The following is a 4,412-nucleotide window of genomic DNA, read 5'->3' on the forward strand; positions in this document are numbered from 1 at the left end:
CTCGAAAACCACGGTAGCGTTGGTCTTGTAAGGTACGACGCCAACATAAACTGAATTCGTTGGCACGATCTGCGCCGACACGACAACGCAGCTAAACAAGAGAACCAGAACCGGAATCGGTGTTTTCATTTGAATAGTTAGCGGTAGATGATTTCGATTTTGGCGTAGCTACGTGAGTTTTGCCAGAGCTTTCTTGGCCTCTTTCCGAATCCAAGGTTTAGGATTTCGCAAATTGCCTAATAGTAATAATGGAATTTGCCAATGATGTACCATCAAAAAAGGTAGCGGATCGTCCCAGTCGAAGATGGCATCCTTACCTTGAACGATCGTTTGTAATCTTTGCCAAGTTAGTTGTGGCGAAGATAAATGCGTAACTAATCGCCAGATTTCGTGATAGAGCCAATAAGTCGGGCGGCTGGTTGGTAATGGCTGTACGGTCCGATCGAGTGGTGCTAAATTTAGATAAGCCGCCGCCACATCGGGATGGTTGTAGAACATCGTAATGGCAGAATGGGTGCGCGGATTGCACTCGATCGCGTAAACTTTGCCATCATCATCTGCCTGCATAAAATCTAGGGAAACTTGTCCCGTCAGCTTGAGACTACCAGCAAAAGTCCGAATCCACTCCTCGATATCCGATCGATCTACATGCTCGTAATTGACTTGAAATGCTGACGATTCACAACAACAGTGCAACTGCACGTTTCCATTACGAACCGTGCTGTGGGTGCAGTATTCTTGCCCAGGAATAAACTCCTGCATCACCCACGGGTTGCAATCGGAAATTGGCAGCGATTTGACAAACGTAGCAGTTTCGGCTGGCGTAGCGCAGGGTAATTTAGTCAGATCCAATCGCCGTACCGAATCATAGGCAATACTCTTGATAATGTATTGCCGCTGCTCGGTGCTAAAGTCAAAGTCGATAACCTGCTGGGGATGGGTAATCTTAAAAGATTTGGGTACCCGCAGTCCCAACGCCTGAGCGTCTGTCGCAAATTCATACTTGTCATCCAACCGCTGCAACATCTCGACATCGACGTGCATCACCTGACAATAAGGAGAGAGTACAGTCTGGACTTTGGCATCGTAATAGCTGGCAACCGGGCTACAGACAGGGACATAGACATCGACACCTTCACGGATGACGATTTCGAGTAGCGCCGATTCATAATCTTCAGCACGCGGATCGGGCACGGTATAAAAGCGATCGATCGATCGTGAATAGCGATGCCCCGTCAGCCAGTATTTATGAGTTTCAACTAAAATTACTCGATGTCCCGCACTATGGAACGATCGAGCCAATTGCAAAGCCTTAGTCATCTTCCCACCGCTAATCAAAATCGTCTGCGGCTGAGCAGCAATCTGACGAGATCGAATTGGGGTAAAGATCGCGGCTCTAAGGATCGCGATCGTCGTTAGCAAGAGATTTAGGGGAAATACCAACAGTAGCAGCAGCAGAGTAGCAGTTGTTTTAATTCTAGTTGGCAATCTACTATCTTCCATCATGATTTCTCGATCGAATCCTGCCGATCCCATTGCTACTGTCTTTGTCATAATTTTTTCGCACTTCCAAAGAAAAATCCCCTCCTTGGAGGGGTGCCCAATGGGCGGGGTGGGTAGATCTCCGCAGCCACCTTCACCTCAAATCATCGAGATTAAAGCGTAAACCTTTACCCCACCCAACCTCCCCTTTCTAAGGGGAGGAGCCGGATCTACACCCGCCGAATCAAGGTAATCCCATCCCGCAGTGGAATCAACACCTGCTCCACGCGCGGATCTGCCGCTACCGCCTGATTGAAATTCGCGATCGCGATTCCATTAGGCGTAGCTGTCCCCGACACATATGGCTGTCCCTGCATCAGCGTATTATCGGCATAGATCGAGCCATTAGGAGCCAATAGCCCCGTCGTCAGCAACAGATCTAGATAGTCCAGGTATCCCGCCTTATCCGCATCGATAAACACCAGATCGAATACTTCTCCATCCGCCGCTAACTGCTGCATTGTTGCCAGTGCAGGTGCGACTTTGACAGATATTTTATGTCCGGCTGGAGACTCCTGAAAACAGCGTTGGGCAAATTCTGCCGCATAAGGATCGACTTCACAAGCCACAACTTCGCCATCAGAGGGCAGTGCTTCCGCCATCGCTAGGGCAGAATAACCCGTGAACATGCCGATTTCGAGGACGCGACGCGCTTGGGTCAGGTGGATCAGAAATTTGAGAAATTGCCCTTCCACGTGACCGGAAACCATCTCCTGTTCCAGATGGCGAACTGTTTCGCCATCTGTAAAGCGTTTGCTCCAATCTTCCGATTGGGTGTGCTGCACCAATGCGGCTAGAGCTGGCGACTCTGGCGTCGTACAACGATCGAGATAAGGATCGAGACCGTTGGCTAGCTCGTAGGCTTGTTGCAGCTCGGCTTGAAAAGCGGGGTCGAGATTGGCGATGTGCGCCATCTGCTGGGTCAAGCGTTCCAGTTTGGCTGCCAAAATCCCGACTGGGGTAACTGGTCTCATCCTTAGACTCCTGCGGGGGAAGGAGTCATCTTATCCAAGACCACATACATGTCCTCGCCGTTGCCTTGGCGTGGATAGCCCTGACAAATGTCGCGATGTAGTGTCAAGACTTCATCTAATTCGAGGCGAGTCAGATCGTTCATGAACATACATTCACCAATCGGACAGGGAGCCGCAGCGCGTTGCAATCCATCGCGAGTTCGCGAGATCGATTTAGTGGCTTGCCATAGTAGTTCTGGGGTCAAATATGGACTATCGATCGCCAATCCCAGTCGGCTCATCAGCCCTAGAATCCGATCGCGGTCGGCAACTGTAATGTAGCCTCGGTGCTGAGCGATCGTTGCTGAGAATGCCATATCGATCGCCACACTGTGACCATGGAACATCGGGATTTCTGGAGTTAGTTCCAGCATGGGACTCCAGGTGTGTCCATAGGCAATCACTCGATCGAGATCGAGTTCGTGAAGATTGGGTACTTCTAGTTTCAGCATCGACTCGATCGCATTGTAAGTCAATCGATGGGCGATCGCTTGCAATTTGGGCGTCCCATTCAGATAACCAAAATGGCTGTGTAGCAACTCTTCGCCATGAGCTTCTAGTAATTCAAACAGCTCTTTGTTCCCGACAACTGCGATCTTGATCAATTCTGCCATGCCGTTGCGAATTTGATCGATCGGCAACGTCCTCAAGAATGAGAAATCTAGAATGACTTTTTGGGACGCATGATAAGCACCGAGACGATTTTTGAGCTTACCGTGATTAACAGCTACCTTAATCGCTACACTAGCATCGATCAACCCGATCAAGGACGTTGGGACGCGGATATAGTTCGTCCGCCGACGGTAGGAAGAACAGGCAAAACCAGCAACATCAGTCGTCAATCCTCCGCCAACTACTAGTACAGGTTCTTTACGCACCAGCCCAAAATCGACAAAGGCATCAATGACACTCTCGAAAGTTTTTAATGTCTTGTCAGGTTCTTTGATTGCGACTTGAAAAACTGTCAGGTCGATGTCATGGTGCTTAAAATAATTCTGCATCCGATCGCCATATAGACCGTACACATTCCGGTCTACCACCATCAAACATCGTCCAAATTGGCGATAGCTATCCGCAATTTCTGGGTTTTCTGGTTGGAATGCACCATCCACGTAGAGCAAGCTAAAGTCAATTTTTTCATATCCTTCGACGTGAAAGGCACGATCTGTTGATGTAAAAGTTGCCTTGATGTCGCCCATAAGATTTCTTTATTGTTGTGCCATCCCTAACATAGCGAATTTTTCATATTTATTCAACAAGATTTTATTGAATTCGCCAAAAGACATAATACTACTAAGTAATAACTGAATGTCTTTGCTTATCAGAATTTGCGTAGCGATCTTCAAACAGCGCGTTTAATATTAATACTAATTATCTACTTTGTCAACAATATCTCTAATCGTGTAAAAACGACTACTAAAAAATTGAAAAAGTCAGTCAAAAGATAGTTTCAGCTACCAACTCTCAAGCAGCTAAGATCGATTTTTGAAGCTTGATTCGTCACCAGATTTTCGAGTTTAATAGCATTACCTATACTTTAGGCCACTCGAATTTTAAATTTTAGTTCTTACAAATATATCTAAATCAGATTAAAGAATAGTTCAATAATCGATCGAATGGTCGAATTTTACAAGTTCAGACTAGCACTGCACTCAACGTCGCAGCGATTTGCCAATCCGCCCAGCTCAACTCTGATTCCCTAGTACAATAGGGCGGCATCAGATCCAGCACATTGCCCCATAAACGAAGTAAGACATCACGCGCGATCGCATGATGTCAGATTTTCTTCCCACACTCTTAAGATACCCAGCTCGTTCTCGATTATTGATATCGATTGCGGCAATTGTGCCAGCAACC

Annotated in this window: 3 protein-coding genes; all 3 read right to left on the reverse strand. The window is 47.3% G+C overall.

Going from position 1 to position 4,412, the window contains the following annotated elements; translation table 11 throughout:
- Nucleotides 1–168: 168 nt before the first annotated feature.
- Nucleotides 169–1,536 (reverse strand): ATP-grasp domain-containing protein, encoded by a 1,368-nt coding sequence (locus RMO35_RS15205; protein WP_396135676.1) that lies wholly within the window; start codon nucleotides 1,534–1,536, stop codon nucleotides 169–171.
- Nucleotides 1,537–1,712: 176 nt separating this feature from the next.
- Nucleotides 1,713–2,516: a class I SAM-dependent methyltransferase gene (locus RMO35_RS15210; protein ID WP_309742171.1), complete on the reverse strand. Its 804-nt coding sequence runs from the start codon at nucleotides 2,514–2,516 to the stop codon at nucleotides 1,713–1,715.
- Between the two features lie 2 nt (nucleotides 2,517–2,518).
- On the reverse strand, nucleotides 2,519–3,754 hold the full coding sequence (locus RMO35_RS15215; RefSeq protein WP_309742172.1) for a sedoheptulose 7-phosphate cyclase: 1,236 nt from the start codon (nucleotides 3,752–3,754) through the stop codon (nucleotides 2,519–2,521).
- Nucleotides 3,755–4,412 lie beyond the last annotated feature (658 nt).

The sequence above is a fragment of the Chamaesiphon sp. OTE_20_metabat_361 genome (genome assembly GCF_031364565.1).

Bases quoted from the DNA above. Each gene is read 5' to 3' on its own strand.
- RMO35_RS15205 (WP_396135676.1), bottom strand. From the start codon at position 1,536: ATGGGATCGGCAGGATTCGATCGAGAAATCATGATGGAAGATAGTAGA.
- RMO35_RS15210 (WP_309742171.1), bottom strand. From the start codon at position 2,516: ATGAGACCAGTTACCCCAGTCGGGATTTTGGCAGCCAAACTGGAACGC.
- RMO35_RS15215 (WP_309742172.1), bottom strand. From the start codon at position 3,754: ATGGGCGACATCAAGGCAACTTTTACATCAACAGATCGTGCCTTTCAC.